Source organism: Micromonospora sp. RTBAU3-60 (genome assembly GCF_054963695.1).
In genome coordinates, this window is record NZ_JBUEGB010000056.1 from 13,831 (window position 1) to 34,031 (window position 20,201).

The following is a 20,201-nucleotide window of genomic DNA, read 5'->3' on the forward strand; positions in this document are numbered from 1 at the left end:
TCCAGTCCTGGTGGTCAGCTGAGGGCAGCGTGGTCTTGGGCGGTGGTGACGAACGCCGTCATGGCGGCGACCGACTGGAAGTTCTCCGGGGAGATGTCCATGTCGTCGATCGGGATCCGGTAGCGCTCGCCGAGCCAGGCGATGAGCTGGAGCAGCCGCAGGCTGTCCACCACGCCTGTGTCGATCAGGTCGTAGGAAGGGTCCAACTCCTCCGGGGAGGTGCCGGGCAGGTACTCCGACACCACGTACCGGGTTATCTCGTCGGCGAGGCTCATAACAGCTCCCTCATCAGGTGGTCACGGACACGATGGCGGTCGACCTTGTCGGTCGGCCCGAGCGGCAGCGGCTCGTTGACCAGTCGGAACGCGTCGGGGATCGCCACCCGGGTGAGCCGGGCGGCGCAGTGCGTACGCAGGGCGAGGCTGCTCGGGCCGCTGTCGACGGTTCGCACGACGGCGTGCAGTCGGGTGCCGGCGCCCGGATCGGGCAGCGGGACGACAACCGCCTCCACCACACCCTCGTGGGCCTGGATGACCCGCTCGATTTCCTCGACGTTGACCCGTACGCCGCGGACCTTCACCTGAAGGTCGTTGCGGCCGATCAACGTCAGCCGGCCGTCCGGGGCGCGGCGGACCAGGTCCCCGGTCCGGTACCAGGTCCGCTCGCCGGAGTCGGTGATCCGGCGGAAGAACCGACCGCCGGGCGCCGCGTCACCGAGGTAGCCGTCGGCCTGGAACGGAGTCGCTACCACCAGCTCGCCGGTGCCCGGGCCGGTCACCACCTCACCCTGGTGGAACAGGGCGGCCTCCACTGCGGGGAGCGGCCGGCCCAGGGGCAGCACGTCGTCCTCGACGGCCTGCTGCGGGCCGAAGGTGTACAGGAAGCTGTCGTTGGTCTCGGTGCAGCCGTACACGTTGTGCAGGGACGCCCCGGGAAACAGCGACGGGAGGCCGGCGCGGACCCGGTGTGGGGTGTGGTCGCCGGTCAGCAGGACGTGCCGGACCTCCGGGAACGTGTGCCCGTCGCCCGCCTCGGTGAGCAGGCGGAACAGCATCGGCACGGCCTGGACGACCTCCGGCCGCGCCTCGGCGAACAGCCTCAGCAGGTACCGGGGCTGGACCGCCCGGGCCGGGTCGACCAGTACCACCTCGCCGCCGTGGCAGAGGGTCGCCCAGATGTCCAGCAGGCAGAGGTCGAAGTTGAGCGGCGCGTAGTTGAGCACCCGGGTGCCCTCGGTCAGGCCGAACTGGGCGGCCGCCCAGTCGACGAAACGGCCGACGCCGGCGGCGGGCAGCGGCACGATCTTGGGCAGCCCGGTGGAGCCCGAGGTGGTGAGCAGCAGGCAGGTGTCCGGCGGGAGCACGGGCGCCTGCGGGGGCACCGGAACGGGCTGGACACACAGGTCAGCACCGTCGACCGAGATGACCGCCGCGCAACCCGCCTGGGAAACCAGCGCGTCGAAGACCTGCGGACCGAGGTCGGTGGAGAGCAGCAGCACCGGCTGCTCCACGCTGAGGCAGGCCAGTACGGCCGCCACGGACTCCGGTGACTTGCTGGCACGCAGCGCGACCGGAGCGCCGCCGGTCTGCAGGCCGGTCAGGTGCGCCGCCGCCTTCGCGGCGAGCTCCCGAAGCTCGGCGTAGGTGACCGACCGGTCCTGCCAGCGGATCGCAGGCGCCGAGGGCGTCCGGCTCGCCTGCTCGTGGATACGGGACGCAACAAGCATTGCTACCCCCTCTTCCCCGTGCCGATGGCCGTCACCCTCGACCGTTCCGACGCACCGATCTTCGAGTCCGGCGCGTGACGCGTGCAACTTTAAAAATGCGCTAGCCCGTCGGTTGGAAGACCGCTCCGACGATGCGTCGACGCAAGACGTTGATGCCTCATCATATTGACGTACATGTGTCCGCTATGTGTCGTTGTTTGCACGCCGTCGCGTCTATTCAGGAAAGGCTGGAATGGCGCGAGCGGCTGCACACCGTCGACGCGCTCCTCGGCCAGGCCCACGCCGACAGGTCAGCCGTAGGCGCAGCACCAAGCCCGTGGATTCGGCCGCGAACCGGTCGGGTAGCGATTTGGGATCAATTGAGCCACTGACGCCGGGGGCGAGGATTGCTCCCGAAGATCGCATTCTCGAAATTGTCAGGATTAACCGCACGATTGAAGACGCCCGCCGAATCGGCCGGTTGCGACGATGGGGCCCATGATGCGTTCCATCGCCTGGCAGGACGGCGCCATCGAGGCGGTCGACCAGTGCGCGCTGCCGCATGAGTACCGGCTGCTGCGGCTGTCCACACCGGACGAGGTGATCGAGGCCATCCAGCGCCTGGCCATCCGCGGCGCCCCGGCCATCGGGGTCGCCGGTGCGCTCGCAGTGGCGATGTCGGCGAGGGCGCACACACGCGACGGGGTCTGCGACGAGATCGCCGTGCGTGCCGACGCACGGCGGATAGCCGATGCCCGGCCGACCGCGGTGAACCTGAGCTGGGCGGTGCGCCGGGTGGTCGACAAGCTCGGCGGTGGCGCCGAGGCCGTGCAGGCCGAGGCGTTGGCGATTCTCACCGAGGACGAGCAGCGCAACCGCGCGGCTGCCGAGGCGGCCGCCGGCCTCGTGCGGCGGTTGTGCGGGCAGAAACCGTTGCGGCTGTTGACCCACTGCAACACCGGCCGTCTGGCCACGGTCGCCTGGGGCACCGCGCTGGGCGCCATCCGAGTGCTCGCCGGGACCGGGCACGTGGCCGAGGTGTTGTTCGGCGAGACCCGGCCGCTGTTGCAGGGCGCGCGGCTCACCGCTTGGGAACTGGCCGAGGCCGGCATCCCGCACCGGATGCTGGTCGACTCGGCCGGGCCGGCCGCTCTGGCCTCCGGCATGGTGGACTGCGTTCTGGTGGGCGCGGACCGGGTGTGCGCCAACGGAGACGTGGCCAACAAGATCGGCACCTACTCGCTTGCATTGGCTGCACATCGAGCGGGCGTGCCCTTCATCGTCGTCGCACCCGAGTCCACGTTGGACACCGCATTGACCAGTGGTGCGGACATCGTCATCGAGGAGCGGGCGGCCGGCGAGGTCACCGCCTTCGGCGGGGTGGAGGTCGCCCCGGCGGGCACCGGGGTGTTCAATCCCGCGTTCGACGTCACGCCTGCCGAGCTGGTGACCGCCGTGGTCACCGAACTCGGCCTGGTACGTCCGTTGAGGACAACGCTGCCGAGACCGGCAGCGAGGGAGCGGGTCTCATGACCAAGTCCATCGACGCCGTGGGCGCCGCACTGGCCGAGACCGCCGCCGCGCTCTACGCCCGCGGTTGGCTGGAGGGCACGGCAGGCAACCTCTCGGTCCGGCTGCCCGGTGGCGAGACAGCGTTGATCACCGCGAGCGGCCTCAGCAAGGGTGCGCTCACCGCCGCCGACATGGTCGAGGTCCGCATCGAGGACGCGCGCCCGGTGCACGACGGTGCGCCACACCCGTCGGCCGAGACCACCATTCACACGGCGCTGTATCGGTTGTCAGCCGAGTCCCATGCCGTCGTCCACGCACATCCGCCCTACGCCACCGCGACCGCGATCTTGGCGGCGAGGCGGGGCGCCGGCACCGTGACGTTCACCGATCTGGAGATCATCAAGGGGCTCGGCCTGTCAGATCCGTCCAAAGTGTTCGTGCCGGTGTTCGACAACCACGCCCATGTGCCCCATATCGCCGACGACGTCGTCGCTCGCATCGCCTCGGACGCGCCGCCGGTGATGCTGATCGGCAATCACGGGGCGACCACGTGGGGGCCGACGCTGGACATCGCGCGCAACCGCATGGAGTGCCTGGAGGCGATGTGTCAGCTCACGTTGTTGGTCGCCCGCTCATGACGCGTCACTGATAAGGAGAAGCCGATGACCCTGCTTCAGGTCATGCCGACAGACGACGGTACGAACGTGTTGCTGCGCACCGAGGACATCGCCGAGATCGCCGCCGAGCTCGCGCCGCACGGCATCCGGCTCGAGCGGTGGGCGACCGTCCCGCTGGCCGGCGAAGCCGGGCAGGAGGAGGTGCTCGCCGCCTACGCGTCCGAGGTGGAGCGGCTCTCGGCGGAGGGCCCTTACCCGCTCGTGGACGTGGTCCGGATGGTGCCGAACGACTCCGACCCGGAGTGGCCGGCCAAAGCGGAGGCGGCGAGGACGAAATTCCTCAACGAGCACACCCACGACGAGGACGAGATCCGATTCTTCGTCGAGGGCAGCGGCTGCTTCTACCTCCACCTCGACGACAAGGTTTACGCCGTGGTCTGCACCGCCGGTGACCTGATGTCGGTGCCGGCCGGCACGACGCACTGGTTCGACATGGGCACCCGGCCGCACTTCTGCGCCATCCGGTTCTTCCAGGAGGAGGACGGCTGGGTGGCTGAGTTCACCGGCTCGGCGATCGCGTCCCGGATCGCGACGCTCGACGAACTGCTCGCTCCCGCAGCCACCTCATGAGCAGTGCGGTCGTCCTCGACATCGAGGGTACGGTCAGTCCGCTGTCGGCCGTGCACGACGTGCTGTTCCCCTACGCCCGCGATCGGATCGAAAGTTGGGTGCGGCAGGACCGGCCCGGCACGCGGGAGGTGGTCGCCGGCGTCCGCGGCCTGCTCGGCGACGAGGCCGGTCTGGACGACGTGGTGCGGGCCCTGCTCGACTGGCACGATGAAAACGCGAAGCACAGCCCGCTCAAGACACTGCACGGGCTGATCTGGGAGCAGGGCTTCCTGGCCGGTGAGCTGTCCGGCGTGGTGTACGCGGACGTCCCGCCGGCGCTGGCCGAATGGCACCGGCTCGGCACGCCCTGCTGGATCTACTCGTCCGGTTCCGCGCTCGCCCAAAGGCTCTGGTTCTCCCGCAGCGACCAGGGGGATCTGCTCGGTTACCTGGCAGGACATTTCGACACGGTGACCGGCGGCCCGAAGCGTGAGCCGGCTTCCTACCGGAGGATCGCGCACGCCATCGACACGGCCGCCCGCGACATCCTGTTCCTGTCCGACAGCCGGGCCGAGCTGGACGCCGCCCGAACCGCGGGCTGGCGGGCCGTGGGGGTGCGTCGGCCGGGTTGCGAGACCGAGTTCGGCGTCCACCCGGTGGTCGTCGACTTCACCGGGTTCGGCGCGAGAACGGAGGTGGCCTGAGTGAGCGGTGACGTACTCGTTCCCAAGTTCGCGGCGTTCCGCAGCACGATCTTCGCCGAGATGACCGCATTGGCGAACCGTACCGGCGCGATCAACCTCGGTCAGGGCTTCCCGGACAGTGACGGGCCCTCCGAACTGCTCGCGGCCGCCGCCGAGGCGGTGCTCTCCGGGCGCAACCAGTACCCGCCGCTGCCGGGTGTGCCCGAGCTTCGCGCCGCGATCGCCCAGCAGCGATCGGCCGATTACGGCACGCCATACGATCCGGACACCGAGATCCTCGTGACCGCGGGCGCCACCGAGGCGATCACCGCCACGATCGCCGCTCTGGTCCCGGCGGGCGACGAGGTCCTGGTGTTCGAGCCCTACTACGACTCGTACGGCGCGGCGATCGCGTTCGCCGGAGCCCACCGGCGAACCGTCCGGCTGCGTCCGGAGCACGACCGGTTCACCTTCGATCCCGACGAACTGGCCGCGGCGGTGACCCCACGCACGCGCGCGGTGCTGGTCAACACGCCGCACAACCCGACCGGCACCGTGTTCGCGGCGGCCGAGCTGGCCCACATCGCCGCCGTCTGCCGGCGGCACGACCTGATCGCCATCACCGACGAGGTCTACGAGCACCTGACCTTCGACGGGATCCGGCACGTCCCACTGGCTTCGCTTCCGGGGATGGCCGAACGGACGCTCACCATCTCCTCCGCGGGAAAGACCTTCAATGCCACCGGCTGGAAGATCGGCTGGGTGTGCGGGCCCGAGCGGATGGTCGCCGCGGTGCGGACGGTGAAGCAGTACCTCACCTTCGCCGGTGGCACGCCGTTCCAGTACGCCGTCGCCGTGGCGCTGCCCGATCGGCACAAGTGGCTGAGCGACCTCCGCGCACGCCTCATGACGGCACGCGACACGCTGCGGGACGCGCTCACCTCGTCCGGTTGGCGGTGCTTCTCCTGCCAAGCAGGCTATTTCCTGCAGGCGGATGCCAGGTCGGTCGGCTACCTCGACGGCACCGCGCTGTGCCAGGACCTGGCCGTCAAAGCGGGGGTGGTCGCCATCCCCAGCTCGGCGTTCTACGCCGACGCCGAGGCCGGCCGGCACCTGGTTCGTTTCGCGTTCTGCAAGAGTCACGCGGTGATCGCCACCGCGGCCGGCCGGTTGGCGGAGTTCGCCGGCACCACACAGCAGTGGGAAGGAACGGCAGCATGGCGGGAAGCACGCCGGTCGGCGTGATCGGTGGCAGCGGGCTGTACTCGCTGCTGGAGGAAGCCGAGCAGGTCAGTGTCGAGACTCCCTACGGGGAGCCGTCCGACCAGCTGGTGCGCGGCATGGTCGGCGGCCGGGAGGTGATCTTCCTGCCCCGGCACGGTCGGGGCCACAAGCATCCGGCCCATGTCATCAACTACCGCGCCAACCTGTGGGCCCTGCGGTCGCTCGGGGTACGCCAGGTGCTCGGCCCGTGCGCGGTCGGCTCGCTGCGCGCGGAGCTCGGACCTGGCTCGTTCGTCGTGCCCGACCAGGTGGTCGACCGCACCAGTGGGCGGGCAGCCACCTTCTTCGACACCGGCGCCGTGCACATCGGCTTCGCCGACCCGTACTGCCCGCACGGGCGCGCGGCGGTATTGAAAAACGCGGCCGATCTCGGCCAGCCCGTTGTGGATGGCGGCACCATGGTCGTGATCAACGGCCCGCGGTTCTCCACCCGCGCCGAGTCCCAGTACTACGCTCGGCAGAGCTGGTCGCTGATCAACATGACCGGGCTTCCGGAGGCGGCGCTGGCTCGTGAGCTGGCCATGTGCTACACGTCGATCGCCCTCGTCACGGACCTCGACGCCGGCGTCGACGAGGAGAGCGCGGTGGCACAGGACGAGGTCTTCCGCGTGTTCGCCGAGAACATCGAGCGGCTGCGCGAGCTCGTCTTGCGGACCGTCGCGGGGCTCGGTGATCAGCGGGACTGCCGATGCGCCCACGCGCACGACGGGCTCACCCTTCCGTTTTCCCTGCCTGGGTGAGGCCGGTTCCGATGACAGGACGGCGTCCGTCATCGCGAATTTCGCGGTGACGGACGCCGTCCTGTCACACCCCGCGCCAGGCCTGGTCCGCGGTCAGTCCCACGGCATGGTCTTGGCGATGTCGTTGCGGTACCTGATGCCTTGGAAGCTCACCTCGGCTATCGCCTGGTAGGCATTGGTCGCCGCCTCGTCGAGCGTGGCGCCGCGACCGACCAGGTTGACGCCTTTTCCGCCGTCGGTGACCAACTGGCCGTCGGGCCGCGTGCGGGCGGCACCGTAGAAGACGAGGCAGCGGTCTCGGTCGACGGCGTCCAGACCGGTGATGGGGTAGCCCCGGCCGTATTCACCGTAAGGCCAGCCGGGATAGGACCTGCCGGGCTCCCTCGTCGGTCCCTGCGTGGCGACGACATTGACGAGGCACTCGTCGGTGATGGTCAACGGAGGTTGCCGATCGAGTGTGCCGTCCAGGATGGACGTTGCGACTTCGGTGAAGTTCGTCGCGATCCGGGGGAACACCACTTCGGCTTCCGGATCGCCCATGCGGGCGTTGATCTCGATCAGGTAGAGCTGGTCTCCGACGAGCATGCAGCCGACGTAGATCACCCCGGTGTAGTTGAGTCCCTCGGCGTTGATCGCGGCCAGCAGCGGCCGCAGCATCTGGCGTTCGAACCTCTCGATCTCTTCCGGAGTGTCGTCTGGACTCGGCGAGAAGGCGCCCATCCCGCCGCACATGACGCCGCGGTTGCCGTCATCGGACCGGGGATAATCCACCGCCATCGGCAACATCAGGTGGTGTTCCCCGCCGACCAGCGCGAAGTACAGCAGTTCCCGGCCGACCAGCTTCTCCTCGATGATGATGGTTCTCCCGCCGGGGCCGAAGTCCCGGGAAACCATCAGCCGGTTGATCGCGTCGATCGCCTCGGCCTCGGTCTCGCAGATGAAGACGCCGTTCCCCTGGCACGATTCGTTGCCCTTCACCACATGCGGGGCGTCGACCGAGCGAACGTATTCGATGGCGGCTTCCGGATCCTCGAAGTACCGGTAACCCGCGGTCGGGATGCCGTACTTGAAGCACAGGTCCTTGGTGAACTTCTTGCTGGACTCGAGACGGGTCGCGGACCGATCCGGGCCGATGGTACGAATCCCGCCGGCGCGCAGCGCGTCGACGAAGCCTTCGGTCAGCGATCTGGGATGAGCCGGCATGGCCAGGTCTGCGCGGATCTCTTTCGCGTACTCCACGACCGGGCCGGGGTGGTAGATGTCCAGCCAGGGGGCCGAGATGATGCGATCATCGGTGATCGCTCCGCAACCGGGGGCGAGGTGCACCGTGATGTCCGGGTCGGTTCTCACGAACAGGTCGGCGAAGGCGTGCCCCCTGCCGGTGTAGTCGATGATGAGCACGTTGTGCATAGGAGGCTCCCGTTCGGCGACGGTTACGAGATTCGAGAAATCCGCGGTGATTCGTCGTTCGCGAAATCGCGGGGCGACTGACCGACGTGGTCGGTGAGTGCCTGGACGAACGCCTTGGCGAGCGCTTCGACCTGGTCGGCTCGGTCGCCCGCATAAAGCCGCAGAAAAGGGGGCTCGCCCTCGGCGAAGGCGTCCGCAGCGGATAGCCGTGGGATCGAGAAACCGAAACTGGCTCCCTTGGTCACCTGCACGCCCAACACGCGGGCGTTCGCGAAAATCCGGTCGAACAGCACATTGAGCTCGTCCTTGGTGTTGCGGTCCCGCTCATGGAACAGGAACGTTACACACCCGCCCGCGTACGGCAGCCGCTCGGCGATCCTGGCATCGGGATGATCGGGAAGGCCAGGGTAGAAGATCTCACCGACATCGGTGACCCGGCGGTCGTCGCGCAGCAGCTCGGCGATCCGCAGTGCGTTCGCGCCGATTCTCCTCATCCGCCTGCGATAGAACGATCTCTGGTATCGCGGGAACAGGTCTGCGCCGTGCCGGTAAAGGATCAAGCCCGTGTTGCGGCGCTGCCGGTCGAAGGCTTCCCGCAACTCGATCGGGTAGGCCACCAGACCGGCCATTCCCGCATCCATGCCGAGCTGCAGGTATTTCGAGCCGCTTTCGTAGTACAGCACTTCGACCTTGTCGTCGCTGTCCAGCAGTTCGGGTGGCAGGCCGCCGGAGACCATGGTGCCGTCGATCACGACCGTGGTCCGCTCGAGGACCACCGACCGCAGCCGGGCCAGCAGGCCGGGCAGGTCGATCATCCGCTGCTCGGCGGTGTTCGCCAGCGGGTCCACGAAAAGGGCTCTCGGCCGGTAGTGCACGACATCGGCGATGATCTCTTCGACGCCGTACCCCGAGGCCCGCTCGACCCGGACGAACGGCAGAGTGGTCAACTGCTCGGACGCCTCGAAGTAGATGTACGGCGCCATCAGGACCCTGTCACCGTTCCGCAACCGTTTCCGCAGCAGGAAAGACTCGACCAGGGTGTAGGCGGCGACACCGGACGACGTGGCGCTGATCGAATGACTCTCCGATGACAGGCCGAGCACCTCGAGCAGTTGCGCCTCCACCCGACGCACCGGATTGTGCTCGTAACGCTCGTAGTTGACCGGTGGTGACCCCTGCGCCCAGAGATCGAAGAACTGCACGGCCAGGGACTGGTCGAAGGCGGCGGAACGCCATTCCAACGCACCCCGGACATAAGAAAGCGTGGCCAGCCCGAAGCGGAGAGCCAGCTCGCTTGCGGACAGCTGAGTCACGTCGATTTCGGACTGCGTCAGAAGCAACTGCCGCTGCTCGGCGATGCGTTCCCTGGCCTGGTGAGCCGCAGCGACCAGAGCGGCGACAACCGGCTTGTCCACGGGAAGCATATGCTGTTCGCAGTAGCCGACGAATTCATCGATGTCGTGCCGTGCCGCGCGCAGATCCCACGCGCAGATGTCGAGCGCCTTGACCAGGTCCGGAACCTGGTCGAGTTCGCCGGGTTCGGTGGCGCCGTCGGCCTCGTCGGCCGGCGCCCGGGTTTCCGGTGCGCCACCGTTGGAGACCCGAGGCTCGCCGCTGTCGCCGGCTGCCGACCGACTGTGCTCAGGCAACGTGGTCCTCCAACTCAGGCCGGCGGTTGCTCCGCCCAATGCTGCCCCACTGGACAACGTCGCGTCATCTCCTATGCTGCTCCATGTCTGCACGCCAAGATCTTTGTTCCAAATTGCTCAATCGCCGCGTCACGTCGACATCCATCGGCCGCCAGGGGCACACTTACCGGTGCCGCTGTTCGCGAATCTCGAGCTAATTCACGGCGAGGGGATGTCGTCGTTCCCATGGATGTCAAACCCGCAGGCACGCACCGGAACTCGGGTACGCAGACACGAGTGCAGGTGGCCCTTTGAGCCACCAAGGGCAGCGTGGCGATGCCAGGCGCACCCGTTCCGTATGACACTGTCACCATGACGACCACTCAGGTGCAGCCCATCCTGAACCGCCCGATGGTTCTGCTGCTGCTCGCCTCGTTCGGCGGGCTCACGAACTTCTTCCTGCTCCTGTCCGTCGTACCGCTCTATGCCGGGGGGTCGAACGCGGGCGACGTCGGTGCGGGACTGGCCACCGGCGCGATGATGCTGTCCACGGTGCTGCTCGAACTGGCCGCGCCGAAGTTGTTGGCGCGGCTGGGATATCGAGCGGTGCTGGCACTGGGGCTGCTCCTGCTGGCGGCTCCTTCGCTGCTGCTAATCATTTCGCCGGCGATGGAGCTGGTCGTCGCGGTTTCGCTGGTGCGCGGAGCGGGGTTCGGGATCTTCGTGGTCACCGGCGGCGCACTCGTCGCCGAACTGGTCCCGGCCGAACGGCGCGGGGAAGGCCTTGGCCTGTATGGAGTCGTCTGCGCGATACCGGCCATTTTGGGGCTGCCGGTCGGGGTCTGGCTCAGCGATCATGTCGCATTCTCGACGATATTCACGGTGACGACGGTGATCGGACTCGTGGGGCTGCTCGCCGTACCACTGTTGCCGTCCCAGACCGCGCGGGTCGAGGAGGGGCACAGGGTCCTCAGGGGGATGACCGGTGCACTGGCCCGTCCGACGCTCATCTTCACCGCACTCGCGGTGGCGTCGGGTGTCTTCGCCACCTTCCTGCCGCTGGCCGTGTCGGCGGAGTCGCGACGGCTGGCCGCGCTGGCTCTGCTCGTCCAGTCCGGTCTGGTCCCGCTGGCGCGCTGGGCCGCCGGCTGGATCGCGGATCGCCACGGCGCGGCCCGTCTGCTGATTCCGGCCGTGCTCTCAGCGGCCATGGGTACCTTCTGCGTGGTGTGGCTGGACAGCCCGCTCGCGGTGATCGCGGGGATGGTGCTGTTCGGCATCGGTTTCGGTGCGGGGCAGAACGTGACCATGGTGATGCTGTTCGAGCGGGTCAAGGAATCCGAGTTCGGCCGGGCGAGCGCGCTGTGGAACTTCGCGTACGACGCCGGGCTCGGGATAGGTGCCGTGGGGTTCGGTTTCGTGGCCGATCTCTTGGGTTACCCGGTGGGATTCGCCCTGACCGCGGCGGTCCTGCTGATCGCCGTCGCCCCAGCGGTGCGGGATCGCAGACATGCCCAGTCGTCCGCGGACAACTGCGCAACACAAGAGAAAGACACCCAGGTAAGGGCCGCTTAGCATGGCCGTCATGAACTTCACCAACGTGGACCCATCACATCTCGCGGATCCCGGGCTCTCCCAGGGGGCACTCGTCACCGGTGCCGAGCGGCTGCTGTTCATCACCGGTCAGGCGCCGTTGACAGCCGACGAACCAGCACCGGAGGGCTTCGAGGCTCAATGTCGGCTGGTATGGCGCAACGTACTGGCGGTGCTGCACGAGGCCGGAATGGGCGTGGAGAACCTGGTCAAGGTCACCACCTACCTGGCCAACCGCGCGGATCGGGAAATGAACTCCAAGATCAGGCAAGAGATTCTCGGCAGCCACCGGCCGTCGCTGGGGATCATCATCACCGGATGCTGGGACGAGTCCTGGCTGCTGGAGATCGAGGCCATCGCCGCGGCCTGATGCCGTGAATTTCATGTCGACAACTGAACCGATGCTCAACCCCACCAGTCCGCGTCCACATCGGCTGGACGCGACTTTGTCGTGCCTACTCGCGATCGCGTTGGCTCGGCTGGTACGGGCGTAACGACAATGAGCCAAGCGCCATCGCCGATGGCTAACGTGAGACGCCAGGCCCAGCACGAAGCCGCCGCCATGGTCGTCTCCAGGCCTGTAGAACAGCGGGTCGGGGTGCTGCACGTCGGCGACCCCTGCGGTGTGTTGGACATCGATGCGGGGCGGCGGCACAACCTGCGGCTACGGCAAGGGCAGATCGGCCGCCTGGTGCAGGTCCTGGAAGACCCGATCTACACCGCCGTCAACGCCACCGCCCCAGGGCGGCGTTCGACGACCTCGCGGACAAGTGGGGTGGACGGTATCCGGCGGTGATCTGGTTGTGGGACGACGTCTGGACGGAGTTCGTCCCGTTCCTCGACTATGACGTGGAGATCCGCAAGGTCATCTGCTCGACCAACGCGATCGAATGATTGAACGGGTTGAACGCCTTCGCCATCACCTTCAGCGACCGCTTCCGGCCGCTGAAACCGACTAATCAAGATCGCCGAAAACACCGTTAGCGAGACCGCCCCCCAAGCCAAGATGCTCGGTCCGGAAGGTTGTTCTGCGACAGCGAGTGGCCGCTCGGTGGGCAGGCGGTCCTAGGATCACGGCATGGAGCTTGAGGAGTGGCTGCAGGGGGTGCAGCCCTGGCTCGTCGGCCTCGAGGCGGCGCTGGAGGTCGACTTCAGCCGAGTATCGTTGGCGGAGCTGGAGGTTCTGGCGGCCGAGGGCGACAGCCCGGCGTACGAGGCGTATCTCGGCGAGACGCTGCTGCGGGTCGGGGGCGGACGCTGGGTCGAGGTGGCCGGCGAGCCCGGAGTGGCGGCCGATCCGGAGCTGGGGCTGCCTCCGGTGGTGCCCGCGGAGCTGCTCGTCGAGCCGGGCCGGCCAATCGAGGTCTATGACCAGTGGGCCGCGGCCGTCGCGGCTCGTCGCGACGCCGTGCCCGGCTGGCGGCCGGTCAAGGAGCCGACGCCCGGGCTCGACGAACGGCACGAGCCCGCGGAGCCGCCGCAGCTGAGGAGCTGGCTGGCCGAGCGGAAGGCCGGGTTCGCCGGCTGGGTGGCGCGCTGGGCGCCGGACGGGACGTGGGACTTCTCGCCGTCCTCGCTCGACCGGCTCGGCGAGCTGCTCGTGCGGCTGCTCGGCGACCCGCGCGCGCTGAAGGATCCCGCCAACAGCGACCTGGTCGACGGCGCCGTCTGGTATCTCGGCGAAACCTTTCGCCGGGCCGGCGGTGGCGAGTGGTCGTGGAAGGACGAGCCCGGCGAGCAGCCGGTGCCCTATGTGGTGAATGTCGGCCGGGACAGCCGTTCCCAGCTGCCGCTCGTCCAGCTGCGGATGGGCATGCGTACCCCCGGCTACCTGCGCTGGCAGTGCGAGGAGCTCGCGGACTGACGATTGCCGGACACTGGCCGGGGTCGATGCATTTGCGTCGTCCTGGCTACCCTGAGGCCGGCATTCCCCTTTCGTCCGCCACGGAGGATTTTCGCATGAAGATCCAATTCCGGTCGCCGGTCGCGGCCCTTTTCGCTCTGATCCTCGTCATGGCCGGGCTCGGCGCCCTGCCCACACCGGTGCTGGCCGCCCCGGCGCCCACTCCGGCGGTCAGGACATGGAGCCCGCCTCCGGTCAACGTCGTCGAGCCCGATCCCTACCACTACGACGAGCTCGATCCCGACGACTACAACATCCCGCAGTGGATGCTCACCAAGGAGTACCTCAACGCCCTGCCTAGTCACGATTTCCGGAAGAAGGCGTCGAACCGGCACAGCCCCGGGTTCGCCGCGGCCTACGCCTTCTACGTCGACGAGATGACCGAGCGTGGCGAGCAGAGCGGCATCGTCACCGAGGATCAGTTCTGGCAGTCGTTCTTTCCGGGCGGCTGGAACCACATGCTCACCGGCTGGCGGGATTACAAGGGCAAGCTGAGCTGGGGGGACTGGCTGAAGAAGACCGTGGAGATCCTGAACCGCGGCAAAGGGGGCGGCGCCTACGAGGTTCACTACAACGGAAAAAACAGTGTGGACAGGGCGCATGGCTTCGAGGCCGTCAACCAGAAGGTCCGCGGCGTCAACCTGACGTGGAAGGAGGGCAACCCGCAGCGCCGGAAGGTGGGCTCGAACCGGGTTTACCGGGTGGACAGTTACCACCCGAATCCGGCCGGGGCGAGCAGAGGTGTGGTGGGTGAGCGGAAGTCCGGCAGCACCCTCGACGCCGACGAGTTCCTGAACGTCACCGTGGAGGTGGCCGCGGCCAAGAACGCCGACATCGAGATCACCTTCGGCGACACTCCGAACGCGGAAGCTCTCCGGGTCATCGAGAAGGCCCAGGAAATACTCTTGGCGCGACGCATCGAGCTGCACGGCGAGGCAGCAGGGGCGGGCACCCGCCCCATTTCGATCAAGACGTGGCGCGCGCAGGCCGTCGTCAACCGGCCCGCATCAGCTTCGCCGCTGGTGGCCGGTGCGCAGAAACCGTGGCCGAGCAAGGCGGCGACGCAGATCGAGAATTCGCCCAGCTCGCCCGCCGCAGCCAAGGAGGAGGAGAAGCTCAAGGAAGCGGTGGCCGAGGACCTCGCGGACGCTCCGGCCGAGGAAGCTGCGCCGTCAAAAATCTGCCAGCTGGGTCGATCCCCCTGCCACCCGGACGTCTCGGCGGCGGTGCCCGCGGTCGTCTACGACAACGATGAGATCGGCGACGACGCCGAGCAACTGGGCGGAGTGGACTTCTCGACGCTGGAACTGCGCTACATCTCCGACACCTACGCGGGCGCGCCCGGCGTGAAGTACTCGTACAGCGTCGACCCCGACCCGAAACAGAAGGTCTCGTACGGCGGGGCGGACGCCGCCAAGCTCGCCTCGGACTCCTTCTTCACGTGGCTCGCGCTGCCCGAGACCGCCTTCACGGTCAACCTGAACCCCGAGGAGCCGAACCGGATCGTGGACGCGCGCTTCGGGCGTACGGATGCGGGCCGGGTCCTGCTGGAGGCCGACTTCCAGATGAAGAAGACGGTCGCCAAGTTGATCCACCCGGACACCAAGGGCGGCAGACGGTTCTGGAGCGAGCTGCGCGGCGAGCAGAGCTGCATCAACATGCGGCAGTGGATCGTGCCCGCTCCGGCGACCGTGCGCGACGCCGGAAACGAGCTCTTCATCCTCGACGCGCCGCTGCAGGTCAAGATGGAGACGGAGTACGAGAACCTGTCCGGCTCGCAGACCTGCCCGGGCCAGGCAACCGCGGACACCGAGCACAACGAGCGGGTGTACAGGGCGGAGATCCTCCCGCAGATCGTCAAGGCAGTGAACACCGCTCCCGAGTACGCCGACCTGCGCCGCGTCTACGCCAGCCGGGTCGCCGCCCAGTGGTACCGGGAGCGCAGCGAGAAGAAGCCCACCGCGTACGCCGACATCGTCGACAGCGGGGACATCACGCCGTGGGCGACGAAGAGCTCATGGAAGCCGAAGGACACGTTCGACGCGTACGTGAAGTCGTACAAGAACGGCGAGTTCCGGGTCAAGCACACCACCCGCAAAGGCAACTACATCTACACCAACACGTACGTCTACGGCGGTGTCGACTTCACGACCACACCTACGTCGAACCTGAGCGAGCCGGAGTTCGAGGCGAAGCGGCCCGGTCTGCGCACGGCAGTCGCCGATCTCGCCGGGGGCCCGGTGGCCGACAAGAGCGGCAAGCTCTGGTTCGGCCAGGAGAGCAACGAGCTGCCGAGGGAGGAGGCCCTCGCGCTGCCGCCGTCGCCGCTGTCCAACCCCTGGTTCTACGTGCTGACCCTGCTGCCGGTGCTGGCCTGGGCCACCGCCGGCATCCTGGTCGTCCGCCGGCGCCGCCGGGCGGTGACCCGATGAGCCCGCGTCCGGTCTTCATCGCCTCCCTGCTGCTGTCCGGCGCCGCCGCGCTCTGGGTGGCGTGGGCGATCGGCACGCTCTTCGGCCTGCCGCAGTTCGTCCGGATCTACATGAACGACCATCAGGGCGACGGCCATCCCGCCGTGGTAACCGTCTCGTACGTCCTGCTGGCCGCCCTCACCGCCGTGATCGGGTTGGTCTTCCTGCTCTTGGCGGTGCTGGACGCCCGCGGCGCCCGGGTGGCCCGGGTTTTCACCTGGATCCTGGCCGTGCCGGCCGTGCTCGTCGCGCTCTGGTCCTTGCTCAGCGGCGGCTCCCCCGACACGCCTTGGTGGGGCATGCTGACCCGGGCGACCGGCGGCCTCACCCTGCCGATGGTCGCGGCGGCCTTGGTGCTGCTGTGCCTGCCGGGCGCCCGCGCCCACTTCCGCAAGCCCGTCCCACCGCCTCCTCCGGTGTATTCGCAACCGATCAGGTAACCCCCACCTCTCCGAGATCCCGGGCCGGCGTCACGGCCCGGGATCTCTGCCGCGGAACAATGGTTGTCTGTGACGCAGGTGCTGGAGATCAGCTCGACCCGCGGGAGGATGCAGAACCCGGCCACCGGGTCGGGCGGCATGCAGGAGACGGCAGACCGCTCGGAATCCGGCCCACCGCCAGCGGTCCGCTGGCAGACTCGGGCGGTGAGCGGCTTCGGGTGGCGGGGGCGCCTCGGGCCCGCGGTGCCGGTGGCCCCCGCGGCCCGGGTGGACCGGTTCGAGATCTTCTTCGACCTGGTCTTCGTCTTCTCGTTCTTCATCATCACCCGGACCACGGCGCGGGACATCACCGGCGGCGCGCTGCTGCACGCCGTGCTGGTGCTCGCCGTGCTCTGGTGGTCATGGGTGGTGCACAGCGTGCTCACCTCCCGCATCCGGCTCGGCGAGGGCTTCGTGCCGGTGCAAAGAATCCTTCCGATGTCATGTCGGCGAACATCCGTACTGGCGAGGTGGACTTCGCCTCCCGCCCGCACCACGGTCTGGCCGCCGGCGAGGATCTGCTCGCCCTTACGGGCGACCAGGCTGCCGGCGGATTCACCGAACCCGGACCGACACCTGACCGTCGGGCGTCGGCACGGCGGCCGGGATCGCCCCGGCCCGCCCTGGCAGCCGTATCCGAAATCAGAAGCTCGTGCAGCACTCCCCTCGACCGAGCCGCCTCCGTTAAGCCGCTGGGCTCATTAGAGGAGACGCGAACGCCCTTGGCGTTGCAGTCCGGCGGGCGGCCTAACTGCGGGGGACGAGCGTGGGGCGGTGTAGTTGTACGGAGATGGTTGTCAGGCCGACTCGCAGGTTGGCGAGGCGGGCCAGGTGGTGGGCGATGATGGTGGTGATCAGGGCGGGGATGGCGCCGGCGAGCAGCAGGGTGGCGCGGGCGCCGAAGTGCTCAGTGAGGAGACCTAGTACCGGACCGCCCGCGCACCCGCTGCCGAGGAAGACGAACAGATGGGTGCCGATCACGCGGCCGCGGAGCATGTCGGTGGTGGTCAGTTGTACTAGGGATTGTGCTGAGGTGAGCAGGGCGAGGTAGGTCGCTCCGACGGCAGTGAGGAGCAAGGTCAGGATGGTCTGGGTGTGCGCGGCCGCTGCCGAGAGGAGCGCCAGGGCGAGCAGCATCGCGGAGCCCGCGATGGTGCGCAGGCGAAGCGGGCGTGTTCGGCGGGCGGTGAGGAGGGCACCGAGAAGTGAGCCGGCCGCCAGGGACATGCTGAGTTGTCCTACCCCTGTGGGTCCGGAGTCGAACTCGTCTTTCGCGAACGTCGTCAGCGTGGCCGGCAGGTTGACCATGAAGAACCCGAACGATCCCACGATCAGTGACGGCCACAACACGGTTCGCGTGCGAATCGCGTAGCGGAGTCCCTCGCGGACTCCAGTCCGTGGTGCCGCACTGACGTGGGTCCGACTGGTCGCACTTGGCAGCCGTGCCGCAACGGCGGCGGGGACCACGTAGGCGATGGCGGCGGCGCCGAAGGCGTAGTCCGTGCCGAAGGTGACCATGAGGGCACCCCCCAGCGCGGGGCCGATCATCGCGCCCAGTTGGAAGGCCAGCGAGACGAGGCTGATTGCGTTGCGCAGGTGGCTGGCTTGAACGGTTTCGGTGAGGAACGAATGCCGGGCTGGGCTGTCGATGGCGTAGACCACGCCGAGTGCAATCGCGAGGCAGGTGACCTCCCATACCGCCACGTGCCCGCTGGCGGTGAGCAGGGCGAACGCCGCCGCTAGCACACATTTCGCGCTGTTGGTGACGAGCACGATCCGGCGGCAGGGGAAGGCGTCGGCGATCGCGCCGCCGTGCAGACCGAGCAGGAGCGTCGGGAGCAACTGGGCGGCTGTCACGAGGCCTACTGCAGAGGGGCTGTTGGTCAGTGTGAGGACGAGCCAGTTCTGGGCGAGCAACTGCATCCAGTAGCCGGTTCCGGCAGCGAACCATCCAACCAGCAGCATGCGGAAGGTGCGGTTCTCCATGGAGGCGAGGGCACGGGGGAAGCGAGCTGGGGTGGTGGCAGGAGGGGTGGGCTCCGCGGCGCTCATGGGGTCCTTCTGAGAGGAGTCGGTTGGTCCGATCCTCCCCTGCGGCGACATATACTTGAGTCCAATCGCTGCGATAACTCTGATTGGGTTCAGTAATAACTATGGCAGGACCTCGGGGGAGGAACCGGTGTACGACCCAGAGCTGCTACGCACGTTCCTCGGCGTCGCCGAGGGGCTGAGCTTCACTGCAGCCGGACGAAGGTTGGGACTCAGCCAGCCCACGGTTAGCCAGCACATTCGTCGACTCGAGGAGCAAGTCGGCCGCACACTGTTCGTCCGCGACACCCGCAGCGTGACGCTGACCGCTGATGGAGAGGCACTGGTTCCGCTCACCCGCGACATCCTCGCCGCCCACGAACGCGCCGTCGAACACTTCACTGGTCCGACCCTCGCCGGCCGGTTGAGGTTCGGTGTCACCGACGACCTCGCGCTGACACCCCTGCCCCGAATTCTCCGCAGCTTCCGGCAACTCAACCCGCGGATTGGCCTCGAGCTCACCGTGCTGCAGAACGACGCCTTGTTGCGTCGCATCGAGTCAGGCCACCTCGACATGGCCTTCGTAAAGCGGAGCGTGGGCGTGCCAGCCGCGAATCAGGGCCAACTGGTCCGCCGCGACCAGTGGGTCTGGGCCGCAGCAGAGGCCAGTCCGGTGCTGAGGCAGCCGGTACCGCTGGTGGCCTACCAGAGCCCGAGCCTGAGCAGATCGATGAGCGTCGAGGCTCTTGAGGCGGCAGGCATGCGGTACCGGATCACCTGCGTGGCTCGAGGGGTCAACGGGGTCCTCGCCGCGGTCAGGGCCGGGCTGGGCATCGCGGTGTTCGCACGATCCCTTCTGCCCTCGGACCTCGTCGAGCTAACCGCCTCGACCGGGCTCCCGGTACTGCCCGCTCTCGACCTGGTACTGCTGACCAATCCTCACGCTCCCGAGCAGGCCACCACCGCGCTCACGTCCGCGATCCTGTCCCGCAGTGTGCCGTTGACCCCCGCACCGGACTGAGCGCTACGACGTTCCCGGGGGCAAGACGTGCACAAGTCCATCCGCGACCACAACCACGCTCATCCCCAGCTCCTGCGAAGTTGTTCTCGGGACATCTCACAAACTGGGTGCCCTGGGCGAGCGCCGGCGACTGCTCTCTCACCTCGGAGCAGCCGGCAACGACTCGATTCCCTTCGACGTGCTGTTCGTCGACGAGGCTGGCAGCTGCCACGGCACCGCTATTCAAGGTCGAAGGGCTAGCTCCCATCTCCGTGGGAGTGGGCGACGTAGGGCAGCTGCCGCCTATCGACCCCAGCCAAAACCCGTGGCGAGGGGATCCCGGCTACAACCCGTACCGCGCATGGCCCACCGCCTACGAGGGCAACGAGACGAGCTGCCTGAACGCTCGTTCTGGGCTCTGTCAATGACCGATCGCTCCTGAATCGACGATCCGGTCGTCGCAAACGCGAATCGGGTCGGCTCGCGGTCCAGCGCCGGCGGCGACCGTGCGACAGGCGTAGGAGCCGACGGCGGCCGTC

18 protein-coding genes and 1 pseudogene are annotated in these 20,201 nt (G+C 68.0%); 14 read left to right on the forward strand and 5 right to left on the reverse strand.

The window, feature by feature from the left end; all coding sequences use genetic code 11:
• Nucleotides 1–14 precede the first annotated feature (14 nt).
• Entirely contained in the window at nt 15–275 is a 261-nt protein-coding gene (locus tag ACY34I_RS31625; RefSeq protein WP_148803408.1) for an acyl carrier protein, read from the reverse strand.
• Nucleotides 272–1,726 (reverse strand): AMP-binding protein, encoded by a 1,455-nt coding sequence (locus ACY34I_RS31630; protein WP_462758841.1) that lies wholly within the window; start codon nt 1,724–1,726, stop codon nt 272–274. Before ACY34I_RS31630 ends, ACY34I_RS31625 begins: the two co-directional genes overlap by 4 nt.
• Before the next feature lie 477 nt (nt 1,727–2,203).
• Here ACY34I_RS31630 and mtnA point away from each other — a divergent pair, with 477 nt between their 5' ends.
• Genes mtnA through ACY34I_RS31660 form a run of 6 tightly spaced genes read left to right on the forward strand, consistent with a single transcriptional unit; the run spans nt 2,204 to nt 7,150 of the window.
• Complete coding sequence (gene mtnA, locus ACY34I_RS31635) at nt 2,204–3,238, forward strand: S-methyl-5-thioribose-1-phosphate isomerase (RefSeq protein WP_462758842.1); 1,035 nt, start codon at nt 2,204–2,206, stop codon at nt 3,236–3,238.
• Nucleotides 3,235–3,855 (forward strand): methylthioribulose 1-phosphate dehydratase, encoded by a 621-nt coding sequence (gene mtnB, locus ACY34I_RS31640; protein ID WP_462758843.1) that lies wholly within the window; start codon nt 3,235–3,237, stop codon nt 3,853–3,855. The genes mtnA and mtnB overlap by 4 nt, the downstream gene beginning before the upstream one ends.
• A 24-nt stretch (nt 3,856–3,879) precedes the next feature.
• Nucleotides 3,880–4,464 carry a 1,2-dihydroxy-3-keto-5-methylthiopentene dioxygenase gene (locus ACY34I_RS31645; RefSeq protein ID WP_462758844.1) on the forward strand — a complete coding sequence of 195 codons (585 nt, stop codon included), beginning with the start codon at nt 3,880–3,882 and terminating at the stop codon, nt 4,462–4,464.
• Nucleotides 4,461–5,147, forward strand: a complete 687-nt coding sequence (gene mtnC, locus ACY34I_RS31650; RefSeq protein ID WP_462758845.1) for an acireductone synthase — start codon at nt 4,461–4,463, stop codon at nt 5,145–5,147. Before ACY34I_RS31645 ends, mtnC begins: the two co-directional genes overlap by 4 nt.
• Nucleotides 5,148–6,371 carry a pyridoxal phosphate-dependent aminotransferase gene (locus tag ACY34I_RS31655; protein WP_462758846.1) on the forward strand — a complete coding sequence of 408 codons (1,224 nt, stop codon included), beginning with the start codon at nt 5,148–5,150 and terminating at the stop codon, nt 6,369–6,371.
• Nucleotides 6,344–7,150 (forward strand): S-methyl-5'-thioadenosine phosphorylase, encoded by an 807-nt coding sequence (locus tag ACY34I_RS31660; RefSeq protein ID WP_462758847.1) that lies wholly within the window; start codon nt 6,344–6,346, stop codon nt 7,148–7,150. Before ACY34I_RS31655 ends, ACY34I_RS31660 begins: the two co-directional genes overlap by 28 nt.
• 93 nt (nt 7,151–7,243) lie before the next feature.
• Here ACY34I_RS31660 and purD read toward each other — a convergent pair whose 3' ends face one another.
• Together purD and ACY34I_RS31670 are read right to left on the reverse strand one after the other, a co-directional pair.
• Complete coding sequence (gene purD, locus ACY34I_RS31665) at nt 7,244–8,560, reverse strand: phosphoribosylamine--glycine ligase (RefSeq protein WP_462758848.1); 1,317 nt, start codon at nt 8,558–8,560, stop codon at nt 7,244–7,246.
• A gap of 23 nt (nt 8,561–8,583) precedes the next feature.
• Nucleotides 8,584–10,209 carry a PLP-dependent transferase gene (locus ACY34I_RS31670; RefSeq protein ID WP_462758849.1) on the reverse strand — a complete coding sequence of 542 codons (1,626 nt, stop codon included), beginning with the start codon at nt 10,207–10,209 and terminating at the stop codon, nt 8,584–8,586.
• Between the two features lie 351 nt (nt 10,210–10,560).
• Here ACY34I_RS31670 and ACY34I_RS31675 point away from each other — a divergent pair, with 351 nt between their 5' ends.
• From ACY34I_RS31675 to ACY34I_RS31705, 7 genes and pseudogenes are all read left to right on the forward strand, one after another.
• Nucleotides 10,561–11,763, forward strand: coding sequence for an MFS transporter (locus ACY34I_RS31675; protein WP_462758850.1), 1,203 nt, complete (start codon nt 10,561–10,563; stop codon nt 11,761–11,763).
• 10 nt (nt 11,764–11,773) lie between these two features.
• Nucleotides 11,774–12,151 carry a RidA family protein gene (locus tag ACY34I_RS31680; RefSeq protein ID WP_222870827.1) on the forward strand — a complete coding sequence of 126 codons (378 nt, stop codon included), beginning with the start codon at nt 11,774–11,776 and terminating at the stop codon, nt 12,149–12,151.
• Between the two features lie 339 nt (nt 12,152–12,490).
• Nucleotides 12,491–12,672 (forward strand): annotated as a pseudogene (locus ACY34I_RS31685) (transposase); the annotation flags it as partial.
• A 187-nt stretch (nt 12,673–12,859) separates the two neighbouring features.
• Nucleotides 12,860–13,645 (forward strand): hypothetical protein, encoded by a 786-nt coding sequence (locus ACY34I_RS31690; RefSeq protein ID WP_462758851.1) that lies wholly within the window; start codon nt 12,860–12,862, stop codon nt 13,643–13,645.
• A gap of 95 nt (nt 13,646–13,740) precedes the next feature.
• Complete coding sequence (locus ACY34I_RS31695) at nt 13,741–16,116, forward strand: hypothetical protein (protein ID WP_462758852.1); 2,376 nt, start codon at nt 13,741–13,743, stop codon at nt 16,114–16,116.
• The gene (locus ACY34I_RS31700) at nt 16,113–16,595 is read left to right on the forward strand and encodes a hypothetical protein (protein ID WP_462758853.1); all 483 of its coding nucleotides are present in this window, start codon (nt 16,113–16,115) and stop codon (nt 16,593–16,595) included. Before ACY34I_RS31695 ends, ACY34I_RS31700 begins: the two co-directional genes overlap by 4 nt.
• Nucleotides 16,596–16,664: 69 nt before the next feature.
• Nucleotides 16,665–17,339, forward strand: coding sequence for a low temperature requirement protein A (locus ACY34I_RS31705; protein WP_462758854.1), 675 nt, complete (start codon nt 16,665–16,667; stop codon nt 17,337–17,339).
• A 42-nt stretch (nt 17,340–17,381) separates the two neighbouring features.
• Here ACY34I_RS31705 and ACY34I_RS31710 read toward each other — a convergent pair whose 3' ends face one another.
• The gene (locus ACY34I_RS31710) at nt 17,382–18,620 is read right to left on the reverse strand and encodes an MFS transporter (protein ID WP_462758855.1); all 1,239 of its coding nucleotides are present in this window, start codon (nt 18,618–18,620) and stop codon (nt 17,382–17,384) included.
• 193 nt (nt 18,621–18,813) lie between these two features.
• Between ACY34I_RS31710 and ACY34I_RS31715 the strand changes: the two genes are divergently transcribed.
• Nucleotides 18,814–19,683 (forward strand): LysR substrate-binding domain-containing protein, encoded by an 870-nt coding sequence (locus ACY34I_RS31715; RefSeq protein ID WP_462758856.1) that lies wholly within the window; start codon nt 18,814–18,816, stop codon nt 19,681–19,683.
• Nucleotides 19,684–20,201 lie beyond the last annotated feature (518 nt).

Excerpts from the sequence above, each read along its gene's own strand:
- ACY34I_RS31625 (WP_148803408.1), bottom strand. The coding sequence starts at position 275 with ATGAGCCTCGCCGACGAGATAACCCGGTACGTGGTGTCGGAGTACCTG.
- ACY34I_RS31630 (WP_462758841.1), bottom strand. The coding sequence starts at position 1,726 with ATGCTTGTTGCGTCCCGTATCCACGAGCAGGCGAGCCGGACGCCCTCG.
- mtnA (WP_462758842.1), top strand. The coding sequence starts at position 2,204 with ATGATGCGTTCCATCGCCTGGCAGGACGGCGCCATCGAGGCGGTCGAC.
- mtnB (WP_462758843.1), top strand. The coding sequence starts at position 3,235 with ATGACCAAGTCCATCGACGCCGTGGGCGCCGCACTGGCCGAGACCGCC.
- ACY34I_RS31645 (WP_462758844.1), top strand. The coding sequence starts at position 3,880 with ATGACCCTGCTTCAGGTCATGCCGACAGACGACGGTACGAACGTGTTG.
- mtnC (WP_462758845.1), top strand. The coding sequence starts at position 4,461 with ATGAGCAGTGCGGTCGTCCTCGACATCGAGGGTACGGTCAGTCCGCTG.
- ACY34I_RS31660 (WP_462758847.1), top strand. The coding sequence starts at position 6,344 with ATGGCGGGAAGCACGCCGGTCGGCGTGATCGGTGGCAGCGGGCTGTAC.
- purD (WP_462758848.1), bottom strand. The coding sequence starts at position 8,560 with ATGCACAACGTGCTCATCATCGACTACACCGGCAGGGGGCACGCCTTC.
- ACY34I_RS31675 (WP_462758850.1), top strand. The coding sequence starts at position 10,561 with ATGACGACCACTCAGGTGCAGCCCATCCTGAACCGCCCGATGGTTCTG.
- ACY34I_RS31680 (WP_222870827.1), top strand. The coding sequence starts at position 11,774 with ATGAACTTCACCAACGTGGACCCATCACATCTCGCGGATCCCGGGCTC.
- ACY34I_RS31690 (WP_462758851.1), top strand. The coding sequence starts at position 12,860 with ATGGAGCTTGAGGAGTGGCTGCAGGGGGTGCAGCCCTGGCTCGTCGGC.
- ACY34I_RS31695 (WP_462758852.1), top strand. The coding sequence starts at position 13,741 with ATGAAGATCCAATTCCGGTCGCCGGTCGCGGCCCTTTTCGCTCTGATC.
- ACY34I_RS31700 (WP_462758853.1), top strand. The coding sequence starts at position 16,113 with ATGAGCCCGCGTCCGGTCTTCATCGCCTCCCTGCTGCTGTCCGGCGCC.
- ACY34I_RS31710 (WP_462758855.1), bottom strand. The coding sequence starts at position 18,620 with ATGGAGAACCGCACCTTCCGCATGCTGCTGGTTGGATGGTTCGCTGCC.